Source organism: Reyranella sp. (assembly GCF_965279465.1).
In the GTDB taxonomy this organism is placed as follows: Bacteria; Pseudomonadota; Alphaproteobacteria; order Reyranellales; family Reyranellaceae; genus Reyranella.
The window spans coordinates 1,952,261-1,974,528 of sequence record NZ_OZ257242.1; the positions used below are offsets into that span (position 1 = coordinate 1,952,261).

Sequence of the window (22,268 nt, forward strand, 5' to 3'; positions counted from 1 at the left end):
CTCAGCCGTAGCGGATGCGTGGATCGATCGCGACATAGGCGAGGTCGATCAGCGTGTTGATGACGAGGAAGAACAGCACGATCAGCAGGATGCAGCCCTGGACCGTGGGGATGTCGCGCTGGAACACCGAGTCGACCAGCAGCGAGCCGACGCCCGGCCAGGCGAACAACTTTTCGACCACGACCGCGGCGCCCATCAGCGAGCCGAACTGCAGGCCGACAGTGGTGACGACCAGAACCAGCGCGTTGCGCAGCACGTGCCACGTCACGACCCGCTGCTCGCTCATCCCCTTGCTGCGGGCGGTGCGCACGAAGTCGGCATTCAGCACGTCGAGCACCGCGGCGCGGGTGGTACGGGCGAGCAGCGCCATCGGTCCGACGCCCAGCGCCACGGCCGGCAGGACAATATGGGTCAGCCCGCCATCGCCGTAGCCGAAGCTCGGCAGCCACTGTAGCTTGAGAGCGAACAGGTACATCAGCATCAGGCCGAGCCAGAACTGCGACAGCGACAACCCCGAAATGGCCCCGACCATCGAGGCGGTATCGACCAGGCTGCCGGGCTTCAGCGCGGCGATGAAACCCAGCGGTACGCCGATGGCGATCGCAAACAGCATCGCGGCAAAGACCAGCTTTAGCGACGGCCACACCCGTTCGCCGACCAGCTTGGTCACCGGCTCGCGGGTGCGGAACGAGGTGCCGAGATCGCCGGTGGCAATATGGAGGACATACTTGGCGAACCGCTCGGGAAGGGGATCGTCGAGCCCCATCTCCTTGCGCATCCGTTCCATCACGGCGGGATCGATCGTGCGGCCTTCCTCGGACATGCCGGAGATGAAGCTGCCGGGCAGGACGGAGAACAGCAGGAAGATCAGCGCGATGACGGCCAGCAGCGTCGGGACGATGTTGGCGAGACGGCGGACGAGGACGAGGAGCATCAAGTCATTTCGTGATGCCCTCCCCCGAAAGACGGGGGAGGGGTTCCGATGCGCATTGGCACCATCACTTCGCCGGCGATTTGTCGTCGATCCAGATGTCCTCGACGTACTGGTGCGTGATTTCGGTCGGGTTGGCCTGCAGGCCGTGGACCCACGGCTGATAGGCGAGCACGGCCTTGTTGTAGTTGAAGAACCAGACCGGCGCTTCGTCATAGAGGATGTTGTTCGCCTGGCGCAGCAGGTCGTTGCGCTTGGCGGTGTCGGTCGTCTGGCCGGCCTCGTCGATCAGCTTGTCGAATGCCGGATTGTTGAACGACACGTAGTTGCAGGCCGTGCGGGGCGTCTTGGAATAGAAGCACTTGAGCTGGGCCAGCGAGTCGGGCCCGGTAAGGCTCGAGCTGATGATCGCCTGAAAATCGCCCTTGGCCAGCGTATCGGTCAGCACGGTGACCTCGATCAGCTTCGGCTTGACCTTGATGCCGACCTTGTCGAGCATCGGGATCACCGCTTCGACGATCGGCAGGCCCCAGCTCTCGTTCTGGCTGGTCGTCCATTCGAACTCGAATCCGCTGGGATAACCCGCCTCGGCCAGCAGCTTCTTGGCTTTCTCCGGATCGAAGGCGTAGGGCTTCATCGCCTTGTCGAAGGACGGTGAGCTGAGCGGTAGCCAGCTCACGGCGCGGTAGGCCTTGTCCTTGACCAGCCGCTTGACGATCAGGTCGGTATCGATGGCGTGGTTGATCGCCTGGCGCACCCGCTTGTCGGCGAACGGCTTGAAAGACGGGTTCATGCGCATCGATCGGGTGAACATCTCGGCGACCTCGAGGATGCCCTTCGAGAGTGCCGGATCGGCCCGATAGGCGACGTATTGGGCCGGACCCAGGATCGAGGTGTCGATCTCCTTGTTGCGGAACGCCACGTCGCGGGCCGCCGCCTCGGCCATCAGCACGACGATGATGCGGTCCATGTAGGGCTTGCCGGGCTTGTAGAACTTGTCGAAGCGCTCGAGCACGACCCTCGAGCCGGGGATGTGCTCCTTGAACTTGAAGGGCCCGAGCCCGACGGGGTTGCTGGCGAAGTTGCCCTTCTCGACTTCCTCCTTGGGCAGGATTGCAGTCGTGCCGTCGAAGAAGGAGAAGCTTGGGTCGGTGATGTCCGTGATCGTCATCTCGAGCGTGAAATCGTCGATCTTCTTCAGCCCGGCGATTTCCTTCGCTTCGCCCTTCTCGACGGCGATCGCACCCTTGATCAGGCGCACATAGCGCGCGCCGGGATAGCCCTTGCTGCCGTCCATGATTCGCGTCCACGACCAGATCAGGTCGTCCGCTGTCATCTTGCGGCCGTTGTGGAAGTAGACGTCGTCCCGCAGCTTGTAGGTATGGACCAGGCCATCGGGCGAGGCGGTGACCGAAGTGGCAAGCTCGAGCACCAGCTTGTTGTTCACCGAATCCCAGTTGTAGAGGGTGCGGTTCAGCGCCTTGCCGACGATCTCGTCCTGGGCTCGCGGCGTGGTGTGGGGATCGAGGCTGCCGAAGCTCGCGGCGTAAGGCGCCGTCATGCGGATCGTTCCGCCCTTGCGCGGCGTTTGCTGCGCGTCTGCGGCACCCGCGCCCCAAATGGCTAAAGCGGCCGCCAGCCAAGCCAATGTGCGCATGATCGTTCCCCCTCTTGAACATTTCTGTCGGGCGGCATTCCATCGTGCCCGCCCTTCCGGTGCAAGAGGAATGCCGATGAGCCCGTTGCCGAACTGTCTACTGATCGTGACCGCTGAAGTCGATGCCGAGGTCGAAGCCGACTGGAGCCGCTGGTATGATGAGGTCCACCTTCCCGACGCGCTCGCTTGTCCTGGCGTGCTGGCGGGCCGGCGGTATGGGTCCGTCGGCGAAATCTCCGAGAGCGACCGTGGCCAAGGCAGGCGGATAGCAGCCAAGCTCTGGACGACGGTCTATGAACTCGACTCCCCGGCCGCCGTGACAACCAGCGAATTTGCCGCCATGCGGGGATGGGGTCGCTTCGCTTCCCATGTTCGTTCACAGACGCGCGTCGTGACGGCGCTTCGCTGACTGGGTGGTATGCTGCGGACGCGCAACCCCAGCGCTACCTCCCCTGCGCCACGTTGGGTCGCAGGAAGCCGTTCAGGATCTTGTCCGGCGTGATGGGATAGTCGCGTACCCGCACGCCGCATGCGTTATAGATGGCGTTGGCCACGGCCGCGCCTGCCGCGCAGATGCCGAGCTCGCCGACGCCCTTCGAGCCCAGGGGATTGGACTTGTCGTCGAAGCCGGCCAGCATGATCGCCTCGATTGCCGGGATGTCGGCGTGGACCGGCACGTGATAGCCGGCGAGATCGTGGTTGACGAAGGAGCCGAAGCGCGGATCGACCACCGCCTGCTCATGCAGTGCCGAGCCGACGCCCCAGATCATGCCGCCGATCAGCTGCGAGCGCGCGGTCTTGGGGTTGAGAATGCGGCCGGCGTCGAATACGCCGAGCATGCGGCGCAGGCGGACTTCGCCGGTGGCGGAATCGACGCCGACCTCGGCGAAGTGCGCGCCGTAGCTATGCTGTGAGAACTTCTTGAATTCCTCTCCCGGTGCGGCCTTGGCCTCCGCCTGCAGATTGCCCGGGCCCTGGCCGGCGCCGAGCTTCTTCTTGAGCTCGAGGCAGGCTTCGCGCACCGCTGAACAGCAGCTCGCCGCGCCGAAAGACCCGCCGGAGCCGGGCGTCTTGGCGTAGGAGCTGTGGCCAAGCTTCACCGTCACCTTCTCGAGCGGCAGGTCGAGCGTTTCGGCCGCAACCTGCGCGAAGATCGTGTAGGAGCCGGTTCCGATATCGGTCATGTCCATCTCGACGGTGATCTGGCCGCCTTCGTCCATGCGGACCTTTGCGGTCGCGGGCCGCCGAAGGTTGGGGCGGATCGCCGCCGACATACCCAGGCCAACCAGCCATTGGCCGTCCTTGAGCGTGCCGGGGAAGCGCGGCCGTTGGGTCCAGCCGAACTTCTCGGCGCCGGACTGGAAGCAGGCCGCCAGCGTGCGCGTGGAGAAGGGGACGTGCTTCTCCGGATCCTCCGTGGGCTCGTTGCGCAACCTGAGCTCGATCGGATCGAGGTCGAGCTTGTAGGCCAATTCGTCCATCGCCTGTTCGAGCGCAAGTTGTCCGACCGCGTCGCCCGGCGCGCGCATCGAATCGGAGATCGGCAGATCGAGCGGCACAACGCGGTGGGTGGTGAGGCGGTTGGGCGCGGAATACATGGCGCGCGTGCTGGCTGCGGCGGTTTCCGCATATTCATCCATCCGTGCGGATTGCGAGACCACCTCATGCGCAATCGCCGTCAGCGTGCCATCCTGTCTGGCCGCCAGCCGAACGCGCTGCACGGTCGCGGCGCGATGCGTGGTGACGCTGAACATCTGCTGGCGCGTCAGCGTGACCTTGACCGGCCGCTTGAGCTGGCGGGCCGCGAGGGCCGCCAGAATTGCGTCGGCATAGATCGGCAGCTTGCCGCCGAAGCCGCCGCCGATGAACTCGCTCACGAGCTCGACATTCTCGAGCGGAATCTTGAGGGTCGAGGCAATCGAATGATGTGCGCTGTCGACAAGCTGGGCGGCGCAATGGATCGTCAGCCTGTCGCCCGACCACAGGGCGAGACTGGCCGGCGGCTCCATCGGGTTGTGGCTCTGATAGGGCGTGGTGTAGGTCGCGTCGATCCGGGCGGTGCCCTCGGCGAGGCCGCGCTCGAGGTCACCGATCCTCGAATCGGCCTTTCCGCTCGCCATCCTGTTCGGCGGATAGGCGAGCTTGCGGCTCGACTCCAGATCGAAGAGACCGACTTCCGTCTGGTACGATACCTTGACCAGCCGCGCCGCGGCGGTGGCCTGCTCGAACGTGTCGGCAACGACCAGCGCCACCGGCTCGCCATGGTAGTGGACGCGTGCCTCGGCGAGCTGCGGCTTGGGCCGGGCGTGGCGGTCCTCGCCCTCCTGCTTGAACGGCGCCTGCGCTGGCGCGTTCTCGTTGCTCATCACCAGGACGACCCCCGGCGCCTGTTCGGCGGCGGTGATGTCGACCTTCGTGATGGTGCCGCGGCCGATCGTGCTGGTGACGATGACGCCGAAGGCAGGGTGCTCGGCGCGCATATCGCCCGCATATCGCGCGGTCCCGGTAACCTTGGCCTTGCCGTCGATCCGGTCGATAGGCTGGCCGATAAAGGTATCTGGCATGGTTCAGGCTCTCTTCTGCGTGGCGGCTTCGGTAAGCGCACGGGCGACGGTGCGTGCGGCCAAGGCGATCTTGAAGTCGTTGTGACCACGACCCTGTGCGCCCTTCACGGCTGCCTCGCCGGCCGCGGCGAAGGAATCGTCGGACAACCCGGCTCCGGCGAGCTGGCGTTCGGCCTCGTGCGCACGCCACGGCTTGTGCGCGACGCCGCCCATCGCGATGCGTGCCGAGCGGATGCGATCGCCGTCCGTCTCGACCACGGCGGCGACCGATACGAGCGCAAAGTCGTAGGATGCACGGTCACGCACCTTGCGATAGACCTGCCCGCCGGCCGGTGGCGCCGGCAGGATCACAGCGGTGATCAGCTCGCCATTGGCGAGGGTCGTGTCCTTCTCGGGCGCTGTGTCGGGCAGGCGATGGAAGTCGGCGATCGCGATGCGCCGCCGGCCCAAGGCGGATTGCACCTCGACCTCGGCATCGAGCGCCGCCAGCGCGACCGCCATGTCGGAGGGATGCACCGCAATGCACGCATCGCTGGCGCCCAGCACGGCGTGGATGCGGTTGTAGCCCTTCAGCGCCGAACAGCCGCTTCCCGGCACCCGCTTGTTGCAGGGCATGGACGGGTCATAGAAGTAATAGCAGCGCGTACGCTGCAGGAGATTGCCGCCGGTGGTCGCCTGATTGCGCAGCTGTCCCGAAGCGCCGTTGAGCACGGCGCGCGACAATACCGGATAGCGCTCCCGCACCCGAGAATCGCCCGCCAGGTCGGAGTTCGTCACCGTGGCGCCGATGCGCAGACCGCCGTCCTCGTCGGAAATCTGGGCAAGCGGCAAACGTGAGACGTCGACCAGATGCTGCGGGGCTTCGGCGTCGACCTTCATGAGATCAAGCAGGTTCGTGCCGCCGCCGAGGAACTTCGCGCCGGGCTTGCCGATCGCGGTCAGCGCGGCGGCCACGTCGCCCGGCCGTTCGTAAGTGAAGGCGTGCATCGGTCAGGCCTTTCCTGAAGCGTCGAGGATCGCCGCGACGATGTTGGGATAGGCAGCGCACCGGCAGATGTTGCCGCTCATGCGCTCCCGCAGCTCGGTTTCCGCGACCTCCATCGCGGCGGCGGTGAGTTCCGGCGTCACGGCCGACGGCAGGCCGCGCTTTAGTTCCGCCAGCATGCCGACCGCCGAGCAGATCTGTCCCGGCGTGCAGAAGCCGCATTGGAACCCGTCTTGCTCGACGAAGGCGGCTTGTACGGGATGCAGCGCATCTTCGCTCCCGAGCCCCTCGATGGTCGTGATCTCGCGATCGTCGCAGGAGAGGGCGAGGTTCAGGCACGAATTCTTGCGGACCCCGTCGATCAGCACCGTGCAGGCACCGCACTGGCCGTGATCGCAGCCTTTCTTAGTTCCGGTGAGGGCGAGATGCTCGCGCAGGGCGTCGAGCAGCGTGGTGCGCGAATCAAGCCTCAACTCGTGCTGCGATCCGTTCACCTTGAGGTTGACAGCGACCGGCGATGCGCCCTCTCCCGGAGGAGGCGATTGGGCAAGAGTGCTACCACTTTGCAGGGTTGCGCCGAGGGCGGCTCCACCGCCGAACAGGCCGCGCCGCGTGACTGACGTGTTGCTCATGCGGAGAGAACGACCGAGCCCGATGCCTTGTTGCGTCGCGGGAACCAATCGGCTCCCGAAGCATTACGGCCTTATGCAGGTTTCCGAGATCATGACGCGCGACGTCGAAACCATCCCGCCCGAGGCCTCGCTGCAGCAAGCGGCCGCCGCCATGGAGGCGTTGGGGGTCGGCTCCTTGCCCGTCTGCGACGGCAAACGCCTGGTCGGCGCGATCACCGACCGCGACATCGTCGTCCGTGGCGTGGCTGCGGGCATATCGCCCATGGACGGCTTGGTCAGCGACTGCATGACCGAGGACATCGTCTATGCCTTCTGTGACGAGGAGGCCGACGAGGTGCTGGAGCGCATGAAGACGCTGCAGATCCGGCGTCTGGCCGTTCTCGATCGCGACAAGACGCTAGCTGGGATCATTTCTCTCGGAGACATCGCGACCGAACCTCGCGCCGCCGCCCTCGGCACCGTCGGTGCGGCGGTCGCGGAAATCTCCGAACCGTCGCGGCCGCGCAAGTAGCCTCACAAGTTTCTCCGATCTCTACGCCGGCACGCAGTAGCCGTCGCGCCGTGGATCGCAGCCGCCGGTCATGACCCCGGTTGTGGGATCGATCGCTATGCCCTGCATGCCGCCGACCTTCATCGTCCAGTCGGGGCCGCTCAGGACATTGTGTCCGCGCTTGCGCAACCCGGCCTGCACATCAGCCGCCAGCCGCGACTCGAGCAGCACGTCGCGCCCGTCGGTAAGACGGCCGCGCGGCGCCTCGATCGCCTGCTGCAGCGGCATGGCGAAATCGACGTACTGCACAAAGGCCTGCGGCTGGGTCTGCAGGATGCCATAGCTGCCCGGCGTGCCCAGTGCCATCACTGGCTTGTCGTCCTGGGTGACGATCGAAGGTGCGACGCAGACCGGCATCAGGTCGCCGTGCTTCGCGCGGTTCGGACTGTCCGGCGTGACGTCGGCCCAATAGAGGAAGTTGTTCAGGCAGACGCCGGTGCCGGGCACCACGACGCCCGAGCCGAACACGCTGCCGAGGCTTTGGGTGACGCAGACGACGTTGCCGTCGGCATCGGCGATCGAGAACGAGGTGGTGTGACCTTCGCCCGAGCCGTCGGCCGGCGGCGGCGTCCACTGTTCGGTCGGGCCGGTCACCGGCTTGCCGTCGCGGACGCGGGCGCGCAGCCTCTCGATGTGACCGTCGGACAGAAGCTCGGCGAGCTTCTGCGGCGAAGGCGCTCCGTTGGCGATGCGCACTCCCGCCGCGACACGTATGGCCCGCAGCACTGTGTCGACGTGCTCTACCCCGTTGCGTTCCATCCGGCCGAGATCGAAGCCTTCGAGGATGCGCAGGGTGACGAGATACTGGAACGCCTCGCAGGGCGGCGGCGGCACATGCACCACGCGGCCGCGATAGCTCACGGCCACCGGATCGACCCATTCGGGCTCGAAGTCGAGCAGGTCGTCCATGGTCAGGCAGCCGCCCAGCTCGGCCAGCCGCTCGAGCAGCTTCTTGCCGAGCGCGCCGCCGTAGAGCAGGCCGGCTCCTTCGTTGCCGAGGGCCTCGAGCGTGTTGGCGAGGTTGGGTTGCTTCAGCACCGCGCCGAGCCTGGGCTGGCCGCCCTCGATGCCTCCGAGATAGGTGCTCGACCATTCGGGGTAGAGCGCCGACTGGCCGCGCAGCTCGCCGGTGACGCCGCGATACTCCTCGACATTGAACTCGATCAGCCCGAAGCCGTCACGCGCCACCCGGATCGCCGGGGCGAACAACTCGGGCAGCTTCTTCGTGCCGTAGCGGGCAACCATCTCGCACCAGCCGCCGAGATTGCCCGGCGCGCCGACGGCGACCGGCCCGCGCAGGATCTGCTCGCGGCGGCTCAGCCGATCGAGCGGGAAGCGGCGCGGTATGCGGGCCATGAAGTTCAAAGAACGCACGCGGCGCTCGGAGGCGACGTAGCAAGTCGCATAACCCTGGCCGCCGAGGCCGGACATGTAGGGCTCGACGACGTTGAGCGTCGCCGCCGTCGCTGCCGCCGCGTCGAAGGCGTTGCCGCCGTTGGACAGCACGCGCGCGCCCGCCGCCGCTGCGATCGGATGCGCTGCTGCCACCATGCCGTGCCGCGATGCGATGGTTGGTCGCTTGCCGTGCTGGATCATCTATCGCCCTGTTCCCGATGCGTGTGTCGACCCGAAATAGGCACTAGACTGGTGTCATGCGCAAACTCGAATTCGGATGGTTCCTGCCGACCGCCGGCGACACCACCGCCTATGGGCTCGCGAGCGCCCAGATCCCGCCGTCGCTCGAGCTGTTCGACAAGGTCGTGGCCGCGGCCGAGGCGGCGGGCTTCGAATACATGCTGGTCCCGGTGCAGACCGCGTGCTGGGAGGCGTGGATCTCCTCGGCGATGATGGTCGCACGCTCGAAGTCGATCCGCATGCTGGTGGCGGCGCGGCCGAGCTATATCAATCCCGTGCTGCTGGCGAAGATGATCTCGGCCTTCGACCAGCTCTCCGGCGGGCGCATCTGCATCAACCTGATCGCGGGCCAGAGCGAGGCGGAGAACGCCTCCGAGGGCATCAGGTGGGGCAAGGAGGAGCGCTACGAGATCATGGACGAGGAGGTGACGCTCCTGAAGAAGCTGTGGACTCAGCATTCCGTCACCCACGACGGCAAGTTCTACAAGCTCGACAAGGCGCAGATCCGGCCGCACCCGCTGCAGAAACCCTATCCGAAGTTCTACCTCGGCGGCGGCAGCCGGCAGGCTTGGGAGATTTCGGCCAAGCATTCCGATGTTCACCTGTTCTGGGGCGACACCTACGAGCGCATCCGCGCCAATATGGCGGAGATCCGCGGCATGGCGGCGACGCACGGCCGCGAGAACGACATCGGCTTCGGCATGCGGCTGCAGATCGTCTGCCGCGAGACCGAGGAGGAGGCGTGGGATTTTGCGCACGAGCTTGTCGCCCATGCCAGTGAGGCGCAGAAGGCATTCGTGAAGGAGCGTTTCGCGACCTCGGAAGCCAACCGCCGCGTGCGCGAGCTGGCGGCGGTCGGCGAGGTGATCGAGAAGAACCTGTTCACTGGCATCACCAAGGTGCGGCCCGGCGCCGGCATCGCCGTGGTCGGCACGCCGGAGCAATGCGCCGACACGCTGCAGAACTTCATCGACCTCGGCTGCCACTCGTTCTGCCTCTCGGGCTACCTGCACGACGAGGAAGCGGAGCGTTTCGGCAAGTGGGTGATGCCGATCCTGCGCGGCCGCAATCGCGAGCGCATGCTGGCGGCTTGATGCCGCGCGCGGCACTTCCGGACTTCAGCGCGCGCCAGCTCGAGGCCGTCCTCGCCCTCACCGAATATGGCAGCTTCGTCGCTGCCGCCGCGCGGCTGCGTCTGTCGCAGCCGGCGCTGACCCGTTCGATCCAGCGGCTGGAAGCGGCGCTCGGCGTACGGCTGTTCGAGCGCAGCACGCGGCGGGCGCAGATCACGGCAGCGGGGCGCGAGTTCGCGGCCGTCGCCGAGCGCATGTTGAACGATCTCGACATCACCGTGCAGAGCGTGCGTGAGGTGGCCGAGGAGCGGCGTGGGCTGGTCGTCATATCGAGCGTGATGTCGGTGGCGGGCGGCCTGCTGCCTGGCATCGTCGCGTCCTACCGCGCCGACCGGCCGGGCGTGGAGATCCATGTCCGCGAGGGCGTGCATGCCGCCGTGCTCGAGGATGTCCGCAGCGGGGTCGCCGACTTCGGCATCGGCTATGTCGACGAATTGCCCGACTTCGCCGCCGGCACGGCGCTCAGCCGCGAGACCTTCTGCGTCGTGATGCCGGCGCGCCACAGGCTGGCCGCCCGGCGCGGCCTGTCGCTGTCCGAGCTGCGCGACGAGCCGATGGTGGGGCTGCCGACCGAGGCGCGCACCCGGCGCACCATCGACGCGGCGGCCGCGACCTCGGGCGTGCCGCTGCGGCAGGCGGTCGTGGTCAGCCAGTTCGCCACCCTGATGGCGCTGGTCGGCGCCGGCGTCGGTATTGCCATCGTGCCGAAAGGCGCCACACGCGGGCCGCTGGCGCGTAAGCTGCGCAGCGTGCCGCTGACCGAGCCGAGGCTCTCGCGCCGACTCGGGCTGATCACATTGCGGGAGCGCGAACCGACGCCTGCGGCGTCCGGCTTCGTCACGCTGCTGCGCCGTCAGTGGCGGCAAAGCGATTGATGCGCATCTCGCAATAATTGTGCTTATCAAGATGGCCTTGGCATAGCGGTCTGCCGTTCTATGCTGGGCGTTCGGAGGTTCTCGTGCAGCATCTCGCATCCCGCGTCTACGAAGCCGACAGCATCTCGGCCGTTCAGGAGCTTTATCACTCCAACGGCTGGACCGATGGCCTGCCGATCGTGCCGCCGACGGAAGAGGCTGTCCGCGCGTGCCTCGAATGGGCGATGATGCCGCCCGACCAGCTGATCGGCATCGAGCCGGTGCGCGGGCTCGCCATCACCGCCGAGAAGCTCGCGATCAACTCGGTGATGGCCGGCTGCCTGCCGATGCATTTCCCGGTCGTGATCACCGCCTGGACGGCGATGATGCAGGACGAGTTCCTGATGCACGGCGCCACGGCCAGCACCGGCGGCTGTGCCGTGCTCGTCGTGCTGAACGGGCCGATCCGGCTCGAGATCGGCGCCACCGGCACCTTCAATGCGCTGGGCAACAGCGACCGGGCGACCGCCGTGATCGGGCGCGCGATCCGGCTCTGCCTGATCAACCTGATGGACGTGCGGCCGGGCGTGATCGACCGCTCGACCCTCGGTCATCCCGGCAAGTTCAGCTATTGCCTCGCCGAGGACGAGGAAGATTCGTCCTGGAAGTCGCTGTCCGAGCAACGCGGCGTCGAACGCGCTGCCTCGGCGGTCACCGTCATGGCCGCGGGCGCGCCGCGCCAGATCATGAACGAGTGGACGACGAAGCCGGAGGAGATCCTCGAGACCTTCGCCGCCGAGATGCGCGCCAACCTGCGGCACTATTCGATCCATCCCGGCAACTACGCCATCGTCGTGCCGAAGCAGCTGCGCGAGCATCTGCAGGCCGCGAACTGGAGCAAGACCGACGTCGCCAGCTTCATCCACGAGCGCGCGCGCATCCATCGCCGCGAATGGGCCGAGGTCGGCAAGGGAGCCGTGGTGCGCGACCGCGGCGACAGCGTCTATCCGGCGATGGAATCGCCCGACCAGCTGCTGGTGATCGCCGCCGGCGGTCCGGCCGGCGGCTTCGGCGCCGTCATCCCACCGTGGCTGGGCAACAAGAGCCACGCCGTCACCCTGCCGATCGGCGCTTGCATCGATTGCGAACCGCCGAAAAAGTGATCATAGGGAGTCCATCATGACCTTCCGCGTCCTCGACCCCACGACCGGCGAAGCGCCGGCGACCGGCCAGCTCGCCCCGCGCCTCGACACGCTTGCCGGCAAGACGGTCGGCTTCATCTCCAACGGCAAGGAAGGCACCAAGGGCTTCTTCACCCATCTCGAGAAGATGCTGCGCGAGGACTACGGTGTCGCCAAGGTGGTGAGCCGCACCAAGTCGAACTACAGCGCGCCGGCCGACGCCCATATCGTCGCCGAGATCAAGCAATGGGATGCTGTCATCTCGGGCCTTGGCGATTGAGGCAGCTGCTCATCGTGCAGTCTGCACGACGCCGTCACTGCCGAGAAAGCAGGGGTCCCCGCCTTCGGGGTCATGACCACGCGCTTCGCCAGCGCCGCCGAGATGATGGGCCGGGTATTGGGCATGCCCGGCTATGCGTTCCCGGTCATCGAGCACCCGGTGAGCAGCGCCACCGATGACGAGCTGAAGGCCCGCGCCCGCGCCGCGATCGAGCAGGGCTGCAAGCTGCTGGTGAAGCGGTAGGGAACCTCGCATGCCCCACCGCGTTTGGTGGGGCATGAAACCCCTGGTTCTCGTGGGCATCGCCCTGATCGCTCTCGGTGTCGTCGGCCTCGCGGTCGACAACATCTCCTTCACCGAACAGAAGACAGTGATCGACGCCGGCCCGCTCAAGGTCACCGCCGCCGAGCAGAGGACCATCCCGATCCCGACGATTGCCGGCGTTGCTGCCGTGATCGTCGGCCTTGGCCTCTGCTTTATGGGTGCTCGCAAGAGCGCCTAGCCGACCGGGTTCCGATCGGGGCGTCAGATCATGTAGTCGCCGCCGTTCATGTTCATGGTCGCGCCGATGTAGTAGGAGCCGGCGTCGGAGGCGAGCATCACGACGGTCGGGGCGACTTCCTCGACATTGCCGAAGCGGCCGATCGCAAGTTCCGTCAGCTTGGCATCCCGCCAGGCCTGCGGAATGCCCTCGACCAGCGGCGTGTTGATCGGTCCGGGGCAGATCGCATTCACCGTGATGCCGTCGCGCGCCACCTCGTAGGCGAGCGAACGGGTGAAGCCGATGACGCCGGCCTTGGCGGCGCAGTAATGCACCATCTGCGGCGCACCCTTGTGGCCGAGCTGCGAGGCGGTGTTGATGATGCGGCCCCATTTCTTGCGCCGCATCGCCGGTAGCACCAACTGCGTGCCGATAAAGACGCTGCGCAGGTTGACCCTCATCATCTCGTCCCACATCGCGATCGGCATGTCGTCGAGGTAGCTGATCGTGTCGATGCCGGCGTTGTTGAACAGGATGTCGATGTCGCCCAGCGCCGCGGTTATGGTGCCGAATGCCGCCTTCATCTCGGCGTCGTCGCCCACATCGGCCGAAGCCGACAGGCTGCGCACGCCGAGCTTCGCGGTTTCCTCGGCAGCCTTTTTGGCCCCTTCGGCATTACGATCGACGATGCCGACGTCGGCGCCTTCGGCCGCCAGAGCCGCGACCGTTGCGCGCCCGATCCCGCTCGCTCCGCCCGTGACGAGCGCCACCTTTCCGCTCAGTTTGCCCATCGTCCTTGTCCTTTCGTGTTGAGACCCTTCAATTGCCATCGGCGCCGACGCTGAGGAGACGGTTCGACTCCTGCTGGAACCGGGCGAAATGATCGACTGTGCGATCGAGCGCGGCGACGCGCTCGTGATGGAAGCAGCTGACATAGTGCGCCGGTCCCACCGCATCGGGCGGCGGCCGCGTCGTGCGGCAGCGCTCGCCGACGAAAGGGCAGCGCCCTGCCAGCGAGCAGCCGGGCGGCAGGTCGATGGGGCTCGGGATCTCGCCGTCCAGCGTGACGGCGCTCGATGGCTTCAGCCTGGGATTCGGCAGCAGCACCGAGGCGAGCAGGCCGACGGAGTAGGGATGCAGCGGCCGGGCGAACAGGGCCTCGGCGCTCGCCTGCTCGACGATGGCGCCGAGATAGAGAACGGCGACGCGATGGCTGAGGAAGCGCACGGTGCTGAGGTCGTGCGAGATGAAGAGATAGGCCGTGCCGAACTCGCGTTGCAGGCGGATCAGCAGGTCGACGATCTCGGCCCGCGCCGTCGGGTCGAGCGCCGAGGTCGGCTCGTCGAGCACGATCAGCGCCGGATCGGTGATGATCGCGCGGCCGATGCCGACGCGCTGCTGCTGGCCGGCGCTGAGCTCGGCCGGGAACTGATCGAGCGTGCTCTCGGCCAGTGCCAGCCGGCGGGCGACCTCGCGCACCCGCTGCTCGCGGTCGGCGCGCGGCACGCCGAGATAGCGCAGCGGTTCGCCCAGCGTCTCGCCGATGCGCTGGCGCGGATCGAGCGATTCGGCGGGCTCCTGGAACACGAACTGGATCCGTCCGCGCAGCTCCTTCGAGCGGATGTCGCGACCGCGCCCCATCGGCTTGCCGTCGAACGAGATGATTCCCGCGGTCGGCTCGATCAGGCCGGTGACGCAGCGCCCGATCGTGGTCTTGCCCGAGCCCGATTCGCCCACCAGCGCGAGCGTCTCGCCGCGGCCGATCGAGAACTCGACGCCGTTCACCGCCTGCACCGTCTTGCGCGTGCCGCTGAGCGGGAAGCGCTTGACCAGATCCTGGACCTCGAGGAGGGAGGTCACGTCACGCTCTCGTCGACCGGGAAATGGCACCGCACGGAGCGGCCGCCGGCCAATGGGCGCGCCTGCGGCGCTTCGGCCAGGCAGCGCTCGCGCCGGCGCACGCAGCGCGACGCGAAGCTGCAACCGCCAGCCGGTATCGGCGCGGCGTCGATATCGGCACTGCGCGTCCAGCGCTGGCGGAGCTCGGGGCTGTGCGAGAAGGCGGCGAGCAGAGTGATGCTGTAGGGATGCGTCGGTCGCTCGAAGAAGGTCGCGACGGGCGCCAGCTCGACGATCTCGCCGGCGTATATCACCGCGATGCGCGAGCAGTAATGCGCGGTGACGGCGATATCGCGGGTGATGAACAGCGCCGAGGCCCCCTTCTCGGTCACCATGGATTTCAGCAGGTCCAGCACCTGGGTCTGGACCGTGACGTCGAGCCCGCTGGTGGCGTCGTCGGAGATCACCAGCTTCGGCGCGCAGGCCAGCGCAATGGCGATCACGACGCGCTGGGCCATTCCGCCGCTCAGCTCGTGCGGATAGGCGGCGAAACGCCGTTCGGCATCGGGAATGCGGACCGCGCGCAGCATCTCGAGGGCGCGCCGGTCGGCTTCGGCCCGGCCGACACCCATGTGGTAGAAGACGATGTTCGAGATCTGGCGTCCCACCGTCAGGACCGGATTGAGCTCGGCGCGCGGATTGGCGATGACCATGGCGAGCTCGCGGCCCAGGACGGCGCGGTGGGCCTCCTCGTCGAGGCGCGCCAGGTTGCGGCCGTCGAACAGCACCTCGCCCCGCTCGACGACTCCGGGCGGCGGCACCAGTCCCATCGCGGCGCGTGCCAGCGTGGTCTTGCCCGAACCCGATTCGCCGACCAGGCCGATGAACTCGCCGGGCGCGATGGCGAGGTCGATGCCTTTCAGCGCGCGTACCGGATCGGCCCGGTAGGCCGGAAAGCTCACCCAGAGATCGGAGATGTCGAGGATCGGTGCGCCGGCGACCATGGGGCCTTCAGCCCCTGAGCCGCGGATCGAGGGCGAAGTAGATCAGGTCGACGATCAGGTAGGTCGCCAGCGACAGGACCGCCGAGAAGACGACGAAGCCGAGGACGGGATTGAGATCGGCGTTGAGGACGCCTTGCACGGCATATTGGCCCGCTCCGCCCCACGAGAAGACGATCTCGACCAGAACGGCACCGCCGATCAGGAATCCGTAGAGCACGCTGATGATCGTGACGACCGACGGCAGGGCGGCGCGCACGGCCTGCCGGAGCACGATCCGGCGCGGCAGGCCGCACATCTCGGCATATCGCACGAAATCGGAGGACAAGGTCCGTTCGGTCATCGACTGCGTCATCTTGAGGATCGGGCCGGCGTTGATCACCCCCAGTGTCAGGACCGGCAGCGCCAGATGGCCGAGCGACGAACGCAGCGCATCCCAGTCGCCGGCGAACAGGCTGTCGATCACCAGGCTGCCGGTGACCGTGGGCGGCGGCAGGATCGCCATGTCGATCCGGCCCAGCGGCGCGGGGATCCAGCCGAGCACGGTGTAGAAAACGTAGATCAGCACCAATGCCAGCCAGAAGTCCGGCAGGGCGCCGGCCAACAGGCCGTAGTAGTCCGCCACCTTTCGAGTCACGCCGCGCTTGAGACGCGCCGCCGCGACGCCCAGCGGGAAGCCGATGGCGATGGCGAGCAGCAGGCCGAACGTGACCAGCTCGAGGGTGGCGGGGAAACGCTGGAACAGATCCTCGGTGACGGGACGCGTGGTTTGCCAGGACGTGCCCAGATCGCCGCGCGCCACGTCGGCGAGATAGTGCGTGAACTGTTCCATCAAGGGCTTGGTGAAGCCCATCTTGTCGCGAAGCTCGGCCAGGCTTTGCGCGCTGGCCGTTGGCCCCAGCATCATGACGGCCGGATCGCCGGGGATGAGCTTCACCAGGAAGAAGCTCACCAGGACGATGCCGAAGAGCTGGGGCACCACGAAAATGATGCGGCGCGCAACGTAGCGGACGAGCGGAAGCATCAGGCCATCGTGCCCGAGAGGACGCGGCGGCGGGCCGGATCGGCCAGCACCTCGATGCTCGCACCGACCAGGGCGAAGCCGAACACAGTGAGGCCGAGCGCGATGCCGGGGAAAACGGACGGCCACCATTGGCCGGTGACGACGTTCTGGAAGCCCATCGCAATCATGCTGCCCCATTCGGGCGTCGGTGCGACGACGCCCGCGCCGACGAAGCTGAGCCCGGCCGTCAGCAGGACCGACCAGCCGATGTTGATCGAGAGCTGCGCGACGAGGGGCGCGATGGCGTTGGGGATGATGTGGCGTCCCAGGATGGCGACATCGGAGGCGCCCGCGACGTAGGCCGCCTCGACGTAGCGCAGCTGGCGGATCGACAGGACCTGGCTGCGCATCAGCCGCAGATAGATCGGTACGTTCACGAAGGCGATGGCGATCACGATGCTGCGCACGCTCTGGCCGAACACGGCAACCAGGGCGATGGCGAAGACGAAGACCGGAAAGGCCTGCAGCACGTCGGCCGAGCGCATCACCGCCGCGCTGAGCGCGCGGCGCCAGGCGCGCTGGCCTTCGTAGTAGCCGACGACCGCACCGATCGCGCCGCCGGCCAGGGCGGAGACCAGCGTGCCGAGCACGGCAATGGTGAGATCGATCCTCGGCGCGTAGAGGATGCGGCTCAGGATGTCCATGCCCGCGCCATCGGTGCCCAGCAGATGGCGTCCGCCAGGAGGCAGAAGATAGACCGACGGGTCCGCCTTCAGCGGGTCGAAAGGCGCGATCCACGGCGCCAGCAACGCGACCAGGATCGCGCTGCCGACGATCGCGTAGCCGACGGCGAAGCTCGGTCGGGCCCGGAGCACCGCGAAGAAGAACCTGAGGCGGCGGCGCCAGAGCGGGTCGACGCCGACCGCCGGAGTCGCGGCGTCGGATCCGAAACGGGTTCCGACGGTCATGCGTCGCGGGAGAAGTCCTGAAAGCGGATATTGTTGGCCGTGTAGTAGGTGAAGCCCTTGAGGTTCGAACGCCGCGCGAAGTGGTAGCCCGGATAGGAGATGAACACCCAGGGCGCCTCGGACATCACGATCTCCTGCGCCTTGGTCATCATTTCCACCCGCGCCTTCTGGTCGTTGGTGCGCGCGGTATCCTTGATCAGCTTGTCGACCTCGTCGTTCTTGTAGTTGCTGTAGTTCACGAAGGAGTCGGAGTTGAAGTAGAGCGTCATCGAATAGCCGACGTCGGGGCACCATGGGCTGTCGACGTAGAAGATCATCGGCTGCTTGCGTTCCGATACGGCGTTGTAGAATGTCGCGGCCGGGACTTTCTTGAGCTCGAGCTCGACTCCGATCTCGCGCAACGCGGTCTGGTACAGGATCGCGATCGGCTCCTGAACCGGATCGCCGGCATTGTAGGCCAGGCTGGTCTTGAAGCCCGAACCCAGGCCGGCTTCCTTGAGCAGGGCCTTGGCCATCTCGGGATCGTACTTGTACTTCCAGAACTTGTCGGTGAAGCCGGCATAAATGTTGGGCATGCAGCCGGTGAGCGGCTCGGCAAGGCCCTGGAACACCGTCTTGAGCACCTGCTGCTGCGGGAAGGCGAAGTTCATCGCCTGCCGCACCTTTGGATTTCCGAACGGCTCGATCTTGGCATTGAGCTCGAGCCAGATCATGAATGAGGAATCGACGCTGTCGACCGCGACGCCCTTCTGGTCGCGCAGCTTCATGATCTCCAGCGGCTGGAGATATTGCGCGATGTCGACGGCGCCGCCCTGCAGCAGCGAGGCGCGCGTGGCCGATGTCGGCACCTCGCGGAAGATCACCGTGTCCATCGCCGGCTTGCCCAGATAGTAGTCCGGCCGTGCCTTGAAAACGGCCTGCTGCCCGCGCTGGAGCTGGTCCAGCCGATAGGGGCCGAAGCCCGCCGAGTTGTTCTCGATGAACTTGCGCGCCCACGGATCGTCCGCGGTGGCCATCTGCTTGCACTTGGTCGAGTCGTAGATTGGTGCGTAGAGATTGGGCTGCAGCTTGGCGAGCAGCGGGTTGGGATTGTCGAGATTGATCGAGACCGTGTACTTGCCCTCGACCTTCACGCCTTCCGGCTTGTCGAGACCCAGGGTCGACAGATAGAAGGCGCCGATCGCCTTCAGGCCGAACTTGCGGTCCCACGTCCACTTCACGTCTTCTGCGGTGAGCTCGTTGCCCCAGTTGCTCTTCACGCCCTGGCGCAACTGGAAGCGGATGAACTTGCCGGCCGGATCGAGCTCGAACGACTCGGCGAGCTTGCCCTGCACGGCCAAGCCGGCCGGCATGTCCGGGTGATCGGCAATGTCCTCGCGGAACGCGCCGGGCACCTTCGGGTCGGGCATCTTCTTGAATTCGAGCAGATTGTCGTAGAGCGCGGCGATCGCCTCGAAGGTGCCGAGGCTGACGTCGAAGTTGCTGTCGAGGCTTTGTGGCGTCGCCGGCGCGGCGACGACCAAGGTGCCGCTCGGTGCGGCCGAGGCCTGCGTCGCCAATCCTCCCGGCAGGGCCGCACTGCCGGCAAGTGCGGCGCCGCGCTTGAGGACCTCGCGGCGGCGGAATGAACGGCTACCTTGATCTCGCATCGTCATGTGCTTGCCCTCCTTGCGAGATCACATTCGGGTGGTGGTGGCTCGAAATGCTATGTTCCCGAAGATCTCGTGCCGATCGGCCGCGATGAGGTCAGCAAGATGCATGCCACGGGTAGCTTCCGTGGCGATCGGAGATCAGGTTCCGTCCTGCGCGCGAGCTGCCCGGCGCTGCCCGGGAGGCAGGCCTATAGCGGCCAGGTGAAGCGGATATTCTTCCTGGCAAGGCCGTCGAGGACGATCTGCACGCCGCCGGACTTCATCATCCATTCGAGACGATGATCGCGGTATTCGCGCTTGATCGCGCCTGACGAGAGCCGGCCAGACGCATCGCCCATGCGCGCGGCGGCAGCGTCGAACTCCTTGAAGGTCGCAGCGACAGAGGGCCGTTCGCGAATGCGCGTCCGCCAGCGCGCGAGCTGCGAGCTGTCGGGCGTGCCGAGGCCGTAGTGGAACGAGCGATTGAGGTAGGGCGCGACACTGAGGTCCGCCCACCCGAAATCATCGCCGTTGAACCAGTCGCGACCGTTGAGCTTGTCCGTCAGCCAGGCCTGCAGCTCGGCCGTCTGCCGCGCCGCCGTGGCGCGCATCTCCTCGGCCTTCGCTCCCTCGGCGCGCTTGAACCAGCTGATCTCGCTCAGGCCCCAGTTGATCGCTTCGTAGAGCGTGTCGCAGACATCCTCGATCATGCGCGCCTCGGCGCGTGCTGCCGGATCGGGCGGCAGGAGCGGCGGCGTCGGGAACTTGTCCTCGAGATATTCGAGGATGATCGTCGAATCGAAGATCCGGGCCTCGCCGTCGATCAGCGCCGGCACCTCGTTGCGTGGACTGGCCGCTGCAAACGGTCCGGTCGCTCCGCCGGAGCCGAGCGCCGCGGGCGTCTCGACATCAAACGCCACACCCTTCTCGCGTAGCGCGATCTTGACCTTCTGGGCGTAGGAAGACAGCGGATGTTCGTAGAGCAGCATCACGGCAGCTCCAGCTTCACCTCGACGGCGGCGCTGGCGATCACCGCCGGATCGTGATTCTCGGGATCGGCGACGTCGAGCCCACCCTTCACCACCTTCACCGTGACGATGCCATGCGGCAGCGAGGCCTTCACCTTTTCGGCGTCGACCTTGTCGGGCTGCTGCACGCCGATCGTGACGGTCACGAACATGTCGGTCTTGGGGTTGACCTTCAGTGCCCGGAGCATCGTCAGCGAGGAATGATGCAGGGCGTCCTGCACGGCACGCAGTGCGGCCTTAGTGTAATCGCCGCCGTGCAGGTCGTTGCCGGTGCCGAGCTCGAGGATGACGCGTTTCTGGGCCATTGACGCCTCCTTACAGATCGAGCCGCACGATGGCGGCGGCCTGGGCGATCACCGTCTTGTCGGTGCCCGCCTCGTTCATGATCTCGAGCCCGCCCTCGAATACCGTCACGGTGCCGGTGCCGTGCGGCAGCACCTTCAGCACCTCGGCGGTGTCGACCTTATCGGGCTGCGGCACGCCGATCAGCACCTCGACCTGCATGTCGTCGCTCGACTTGCCGACCGCCGTCGCGACGGTGAGCGAGTTGTGCCACAGCGCGTCGCGCAGGGCGCGGACGGCGGCCTTGGTGTAGTCGCCGCCGCGGATATCCGTGCCCATGCCGATTTCGAGGGCTACACGTTTCAATGCCATCGTCGATTCCTCCTGCTTTCGGGCTGGGAGCGCGGCTCTCCAGAGCCGCTCTTTCCTACAGTTTGCCGCAACCCATGAGCGGCTCTGGAGAGCCGCGCTCCCAGCAGAATGCTATGCCTTTGCGAGGCCTGCCTTGATGAGTAGCGGCTTCACGTCGACATAGTACTTCTCGGCGAAGGCGCGGTATTCGGCCGGGTTCTTGTTCCATGGGCCCTGGATGAACTTGGCGAGGTATTCGTTGACCTTCGGCTCGCTCATCGCCTGCTTGAAGGCCTGGTAGATCGCCTCGACGATCTCGGGCGGCATGTTCTTCGGGCCGACCAGCCCGTACGGGCTCTGGCCGACCACGTTGACGCCGCGCTCGATCATGGTCGGAACGTCCTTGTATCGTTCGATGCGCTGCTCGGTGGCGAAGGCCAGGATGCGGCATTTGCCGTCGTCGACGAACGGCGCCCATTGGGCCGCATCGGCGATGAACTGGATCTCGCCGCCCATCAGCGCCTGCATCCATTCCGCGCCGCCCTTGTACGGAACGTGCGTGAACTTCGCGCCGGTCGCCTGCTCGACCTCGATCATCATGAGCTGGCCGGTGCCGCCGACGCCCGAGGTGCCGAAATTGGCCTTCTCCGGCTCCTTCTTGCCCGAGCCGATCATGTCCTCGAAGGTCTTCCACGGCGAATCGGAACGTACGACGATGCCCATCGTGTAGGCCGACAGGCCGCAGATATAGGTGAAGTCCTTGAGCGGATCCCAGTTGACCTGCTGATAATGCGGATAGCGCAGGCTGTTGATGCTCATCACCGCGAGCGTTTGTCCGTCGGGCTTGGCGTTCATCAGCATCGCCGGCGCCAGCGTTCCGGCCGCGCCCGCTCTCACATCGATGATGATCTGCTGCCCCAGGATCTTGGTCACCGCTTCGCCCAGGAGGCGCATATGCACGTCGGTAACGCCGCCCGCGGCAAAAGGATTGTAGATGGTGATCGGCTTTTCGGGCTTCCACTTGGGCTGGCTGCGCGCGACCATCGGCGCGGCGAGAACGGCAGCGCCTGCGAGGGCGGCGGCACGACGGCGACCAATGACGACAGATTGAGACAAGACGATCCTCCTAAGCTCACCGGCCTTTGGCGAGCCCTGCCTTGATCAGGAGCGGCTTCACCTCGGCCTCGTGCTTTTCCGCAAACGCGCGGTATTCAGCTGGCGTCTTGTACCATGGCGCCTGACCGGAGGAATCGAGAAGCGCATCGACCCGCGGATCGGTCAT

General features: G+C 66.4%; 24 protein-coding genes. 7 read left to right on the forward strand and 17 right to left on the reverse strand.

The window, feature by feature from the left end; translation table 11 throughout:
- Nucleotide 1: 1 nt before the first annotated feature.
- Nucleotides 2-934 carry an ABC transporter permease gene (locus ACQY8M_RS09550; protein ID WP_428671229.1) on the reverse strand — a complete coding sequence of 311 codons (933 nt, stop codon included), beginning with the start codon at nucleotides 932-934 and terminating at the stop codon, nucleotides 2-4.
- Between the two features lie 64 nt (nucleotides 935-998).
- Nucleotides 999-2,588: an ABC transporter substrate-binding protein gene (locus ACQY8M_RS09555; protein WP_428671231.1), complete on the reverse strand. Its 1,590-nt coding sequence runs from the start codon at nucleotides 2,586-2,588 to the stop codon at nucleotides 999-1,001.
- A gap of 76 nt (nucleotides 2,589-2,664) precedes the next feature.
- Here ACQY8M_RS09555 and ACQY8M_RS09560 point away from each other — a divergent pair, with 76 nt between their 5' ends.
- Nucleotides 2,665-2,997 (forward strand): hypothetical protein, encoded by a 333-nt coding sequence (locus ACQY8M_RS09560; RefSeq protein WP_428671233.1) that lies wholly within the window; start codon nucleotides 2,665-2,667, stop codon nucleotides 2,995-2,997.
- Between the two features lie 34 nt (nucleotides 2,998-3,031).
- On the opposite strand, the gene ACQY8M_RS09565 is transcribed toward ACQY8M_RS09560, so the two are convergent.
- Genes ACQY8M_RS09565 through ACQY8M_RS09575 form a run of 3 tightly spaced genes read right to left on the reverse strand, consistent with a single transcriptional unit; the run spans nucleotide 3,032 to nucleotide 6,769 of the window.
- Nucleotides 3,032-5,152, reverse strand: coding sequence for a molybdopterin cofactor-binding domain-containing protein (locus ACQY8M_RS09565; protein ID WP_428671235.1), 2,121 nt, complete (start codon nucleotides 5,150-5,152; stop codon nucleotides 3,032-3,034).
- Nucleotides 5,153-5,155: 3 nt separating this feature from the next.
- Nucleotides 5,156-6,139: an FAD binding domain-containing protein gene (locus ACQY8M_RS09570; RefSeq protein ID WP_428671237.1), complete on the reverse strand. Its 984-nt coding sequence runs from the start codon at nucleotides 6,137-6,139 to the stop codon at nucleotides 5,156-5,158.
- A gap of 3 nt (nucleotides 6,140-6,142) precedes the next feature.
- A complete protein-coding gene (locus ACQY8M_RS09575; RefSeq protein ID WP_428671239.1) occupies nucleotides 6,143-6,769 on the reverse strand; it encodes a 2Fe-2S iron-sulfur cluster-binding protein in 627 nt (208 codons plus the stop codon).
- A 91-nt stretch (nucleotides 6,770-6,860) separates the two neighbouring features.
- On the opposite strand from ACQY8M_RS09575, the gene ACQY8M_RS09580 reads away from it, so the two are divergent.
- Nucleotides 6,861-7,280: a CBS domain-containing protein gene (locus ACQY8M_RS09580; RefSeq protein ID WP_428671241.1), complete on the forward strand. Its 420-nt coding sequence runs from the start codon at nucleotides 6,861-6,863 to the stop codon at nucleotides 7,278-7,280.
- Between the two features lie 21 nt (nucleotides 7,281-7,301).
- On the opposite strand, the gene ACQY8M_RS09585 is transcribed toward ACQY8M_RS09580, so the two are convergent.
- Nucleotides 7,302-8,915, reverse strand: coding sequence for a gamma-glutamyltransferase family protein (locus ACQY8M_RS09585; protein ID WP_428671243.1), 1,614 nt, complete (start codon nucleotides 8,913-8,915; stop codon nucleotides 7,302-7,304).
- Nucleotides 8,916-8,971: 56 nt separating this feature from the next.
- On the opposite strand from ACQY8M_RS09585, the gene ACQY8M_RS09590 reads away from it, so the two are divergent.
- From ACQY8M_RS09590 to ACQY8M_RS09610, 5 genes are all read left to right on the forward strand, one after another.
- The gene (locus ACQY8M_RS09590) at nucleotides 8,972-10,048 is read left to right on the forward strand and encodes an LLM class flavin-dependent oxidoreductase (protein ID WP_428671245.1); all 1,077 of its coding nucleotides are present in this window, start codon (nucleotides 8,972-8,974) and stop codon (nucleotides 10,046-10,048) included.
- A complete protein-coding gene (locus ACQY8M_RS09595) occupies nucleotides 10,048-10,962 on the forward strand; it encodes a LysR family transcriptional regulator (RefSeq protein ID WP_428671247.1) in 915 nt (304 codons plus the stop codon). The genes ACQY8M_RS09590 and ACQY8M_RS09595 overlap by 1 nt, the downstream gene beginning before the upstream one ends.
- Before the next feature lie 83 nt (nucleotides 10,963-11,045).
- Nucleotides 11,046-12,104 carry a hypothetical protein gene (locus ACQY8M_RS09600; RefSeq protein ID WP_428671249.1) on the forward strand — a complete coding sequence of 353 codons (1,059 nt, stop codon included), beginning with the start codon at nucleotides 11,046-11,048 and terminating at the stop codon, nucleotides 12,102-12,104.
- A 16-nt stretch (nucleotides 12,105-12,120) separates the two neighbouring features.
- Nucleotides 12,121-12,645: a UGSC family (seleno)protein gene (locus ACQY8M_RS09605; protein WP_428671251.1), complete on the forward strand. Its 525-nt coding sequence runs from the start codon at nucleotides 12,121-12,123 to the stop codon at nucleotides 12,643-12,645.
- A gap of 10 nt (nucleotides 12,646-12,655) precedes the next feature.
- On the forward strand, nucleotides 12,656-12,904 hold the full coding sequence (locus ACQY8M_RS09610; RefSeq protein WP_428671253.1) for a hypothetical protein: 249 nt from the start codon (nucleotides 12,656-12,658) through the stop codon (nucleotides 12,902-12,904).
- Nucleotides 12,905-12,927: 23 nt separating this feature from the next.
- Here ACQY8M_RS09610 and ACQY8M_RS09615 read toward each other — a convergent pair whose 3' ends face one another.
- From ACQY8M_RS09615 to ACQY8M_RS09665, 11 genes are all read right to left on the reverse strand, one after another.
- A complete protein-coding gene (locus ACQY8M_RS09615; protein ID WP_428671255.1) occupies nucleotides 12,928-13,674 on the reverse strand; it encodes an SDR family NAD(P)-dependent oxidoreductase in 747 nt (248 codons plus the stop codon).
- A 28-nt stretch (nucleotides 13,675-13,702) separates the two neighbouring features.
- On the reverse strand, nucleotides 13,703-14,743 hold the full coding sequence (locus ACQY8M_RS09620; protein ID WP_428671257.1) for an oligopeptide/dipeptide ABC transporter ATP-binding protein: 1,041 nt from the start codon (nucleotides 14,741-14,743) through the stop codon (nucleotides 13,703-13,705).
- On the reverse strand, nucleotides 14,740-15,726 hold the full coding sequence (locus ACQY8M_RS09625; RefSeq protein ID WP_428671259.1) for an ABC transporter ATP-binding protein: 987 nt from the start codon (nucleotides 15,724-15,726) through the stop codon (nucleotides 14,740-14,742). Before ACQY8M_RS09625 ends, ACQY8M_RS09620 begins: the two co-directional genes overlap by 4 nt.
- 7 nt (nucleotides 15,727-15,733) lie before the next feature.
- Complete coding sequence (locus ACQY8M_RS09630; RefSeq protein ID WP_428671261.1) at nucleotides 15,734-16,747, reverse strand: ABC transporter permease; 1,014 nt, start codon at nucleotides 16,745-16,747, stop codon at nucleotides 15,734-15,736.
- Nucleotides 16,747-17,694 (reverse strand): ABC transporter permease, encoded by a 948-nt coding sequence (locus ACQY8M_RS09635; protein WP_428671263.1) that lies wholly within the window; start codon nucleotides 17,692-17,694, stop codon nucleotides 16,747-16,749. The genes ACQY8M_RS09630 and ACQY8M_RS09635 overlap by 1 nt, the downstream gene beginning before the upstream one ends.
- Nucleotides 17,691-19,349 carry an ABC transporter substrate-binding protein gene (locus ACQY8M_RS09640; protein ID WP_428671265.1) on the reverse strand — a complete coding sequence of 553 codons (1,659 nt, stop codon included), beginning with the start codon at nucleotides 19,347-19,349 and terminating at the stop codon, nucleotides 17,691-17,693. Before ACQY8M_RS09640 ends, ACQY8M_RS09635 begins: the two co-directional genes overlap by 4 nt.
- 185 nt (nucleotides 19,350-19,534) lie before the next feature.
- Nucleotides 19,535-20,314, reverse strand: coding sequence for a glutathione S-transferase family protein (locus ACQY8M_RS09645; RefSeq protein ID WP_428671267.1), 780 nt, complete (start codon nucleotides 20,312-20,314; stop codon nucleotides 19,535-19,537).
- A complete protein-coding gene (locus tag ACQY8M_RS09650; protein WP_428671269.1) occupies nucleotides 20,314-20,658 on the reverse strand; it encodes a Lin0512 family protein in 345 nt (114 codons plus the stop codon). The genes ACQY8M_RS09645 and ACQY8M_RS09650 overlap by 1 nt, the downstream gene beginning before the upstream one ends.
- A 10-nt stretch (nucleotides 20,659-20,668) precedes the next feature.
- Complete coding sequence (locus ACQY8M_RS09655) at nucleotides 20,669-21,007, reverse strand: Lin0512 family protein (RefSeq protein ID WP_428671271.1); 339 nt, start codon at nucleotides 21,005-21,007, stop codon at nucleotides 20,669-20,671.
- A 111-nt stretch (nucleotides 21,008-21,118) separates the two neighbouring features.
- The gene (locus ACQY8M_RS09660; protein WP_428671273.1) at nucleotides 21,119-22,102 is read right to left on the reverse strand and encodes a tripartite tricarboxylate transporter substrate binding protein; all 984 of its coding nucleotides are present in this window, start codon (nucleotides 22,100-22,102) and stop codon (nucleotides 21,119-21,121) included.
- A gap of 16 nt (nucleotides 22,103-22,118) precedes the next feature.
- Nucleotides 22,119-22,268, reverse strand: a complete 150-nt coding sequence (locus tag ACQY8M_RS09665; protein WP_428671275.1) for a hypothetical protein — start codon at nucleotides 22,266-22,268, stop codon at nucleotides 22,119-22,121.